The following is a 2,248-nucleotide window of genomic DNA, read 5'->3' on the forward strand; positions in this document are numbered from 1 at the left end:
TCCAGATCCGACAGCTCATGACGACGCACCATGCACCACATGATCCCCCATCAGGACTCTTTGAAGACACTGCCTAGAAGAGCCCTACAAGCCTTGCCGCAGTCAACACGCCCACGAGTGCGGCACTGCATGCGACACCTGCGGCCATCAAGAACACGAGGCGAAGTGTCCCGTCACCACTCTTCAGCGCCTCGCTAATGATTCGAAGCCAAACTTTGCGCATCAAATTTTTTCCTTCCAAAGCTAAGACCAAGAAGAAGTTACTTAGGTTAACTAACTAATATGAGGCCGTGATCGGCCCCGTTCCTTGCTGGGTAGTTCTACCGGCCAACTGGGTGGCCTCTGTGGCTATTTGGAGTTCTTGTTACCGATATGTGACATGCGCCGGTGTCTGGCTGCCTTGGCTTTGGCTGTGCCGGGCGCTGTGTGTGAGGGCCACGCTGCGGCCAACTTGCGTTGCCTCTCCTTCGCATCCACCCCTCCGTAGGGCGGTGGACCTAATGCGCCTTGCGAAGGGATCCGATGATCACGTCATCGCGCTCCCGCCTCCATGCGGTCCAGCCGTCAGCCTGCGAGCCTGCCGCGGCTACCGCTGCGCCGGAAGGGGTTCGGTAAGGCCGGCCCTCGAATGAGAGCCAGCCGTTCGGCAGCACTGTTGCCTCGTGCCGGACGCCCAGGCGAGGGCGTGACCAGTAGAGAACCTCCCCAACCTTCAGGTCCCCAGCCTTGATCATGGGCGCCAGCCCTCCCGGCGTTGTCTGGGTTGCGGTGCTGCCGGCCCCTTCTTTCAGGGTGACGTCGATGTATGTGTCATCGCCGACCGTCCTGGTTGTGACGGTGGTGCCAGGGATGTTGATGCGGATGACCACGCCCACAAGGATTCCTCTCAGGTTTGTGGATCTGACACATCTGAGATTACCGTATCGGGGCCGGTGTTTTGAAGTCCGCGAGATTTTCGGTGAGTTGCGGATCAAGGGCTGCGACGTGCGAGGCGACGACTGAGCGTTTGAGTGCCGAAAGATGGCCGCAGCATGCAGGGGGTCAGACATGTGGAGGGACTGCCGGGATCGCCTGACCGGGCCTGTCCACGGAGCTGCTCTCGAGGGCCTGTGAAGCCTCTGACCTGCCGCTCGGTGCTCCAAGATCAACACGCTATTACAACGTGATCACTGACAGGCGGCTGCTTCCGGCGGCATCTGCCTGCACATACGCGAAGACCCCACCCTCAGCGTTTCCGCTGGTGACGGGGTCTTTGGGCACCTTCTGCAAGGTGCCCCCGGCAGGATTCGAACCTGCGCACACGGCTCCGGAGGCCGTTGCTCTATCCCCTGAGCTACGGGGGCGTGTCGGTCGCGTTGCTCGCGGCGACGGACAGAACACTACCAGCTCGCTCGGGGTGATCAGGAACGGGTTTCCGGGGGTCGAGGAGGGCGGGTGTCCCGCAGGGGGTGGAAGTGGGGAAAACCCGGACGCGGTGGCCGGTCCGGACCTACTCTCGAGTTGTGTCAGGCGCTTCGGGCCGGGTGCTTGTTGTGGACGACAACAAGGTCATCCGGCAGCTGATCAGGGTCAATCTCGAGCTGGAGGGCCTCGAGGTCGTGACCGCGTCCGATGGTGCCGAGTGTCTGGAAGTCGTACATCAGGTGCGGCCCGATCTTGTGACCCTCGATGTCGTCATGCCTCGTCTGGACGGCCTCCGGACCGCCGAGCGGCTGCGTGCCGACCCCCGCACCCACGACCTTCCCCTGGCCATCATCAGCGCCTGTACGCAGTACGAGGTCGAAGCCGGTCTCGACGCGGGTGTCGATGCCTTCCTGGCCAAGCCCTTCGATCCCGCCGAACTCGTCAGCCTCGTACGTCGGCTCATCGAGGGCAGGCGGGGGGAGGGGAGCGGTGGCCCGGCGAGCCCTGCCGGGGGACTCGGGCTCGGGCTCGAAGCCCCCCTCAGTGCCACCGCCGGCCATGACCTCGCCCTCAGTAGCGGCGGAGACGAGGTCGTCGGTATGCGCATGGGCAACGAACACGGAAGCGGGCACGGGCTCGTGCACGGCAACGGGCTCGTGCACGGCAACGGTCACGCGCACGGCAACGGTCACGCGCAGGGGAGCGGGCTCGGACACGGGCACGGGCACGGACGCCCAGGCGGGCCCGGCCCCGCACCCGGGGCCGCCGGCGGCCCCCTCGTCGAGCCCGTCGCCGAATAGACCACCGACCGCCACCCACCGTCACCGACCGCCGCTCCCGCCGG

1 protein-coding gene, 1 tRNA gene and 1 pseudogene are annotated in these 2,248 nt (G+C 64.8%); 1 reads left to right on the top strand and 2 read right to left on the bottom strand.

Annotation, left to right across the window (positions count from 1 at the left end; translation table 11 throughout):
- Positions 1-497: 497 nt before the first annotated feature.
- Positions 498-869, bottom strand: coding sequence for a restriction system modified-DNA reader domain-containing protein (locus BM536_RS35440; protein WP_211363007.1), 372 nt, complete (start codon positions 867-869; stop codon positions 498-500).
- A 402-nt stretch (positions 870-1,271) separates the two neighbouring features.
- Positions 1,272-1,343, bottom strand: a tRNA-Arg gene (locus BM536_RS35445).
- Positions 1,344-1,448: 105 nt separating this feature from the next.
- On the opposite strand from BM536_RS35445, the pseudogene BM536_RS35450 reads away from it, so the two are divergent.
- Positions 1,449-1,925, top strand: a pseudogene (locus tag BM536_RS35450) (response regulator); the annotation flags it as partial.
- Positions 1,926-2,248 lie beyond the last annotated feature (323 nt).

It is taken from the genome of Streptomyces phaeoluteigriseus (genome assembly GCF_001896135.2).
GTDB lineage: Bacteria > Actinomycetota > Actinomycetes > Streptomycetales > Streptomycetaceae > Streptomyces > Streptomyces phaeoluteigriseus.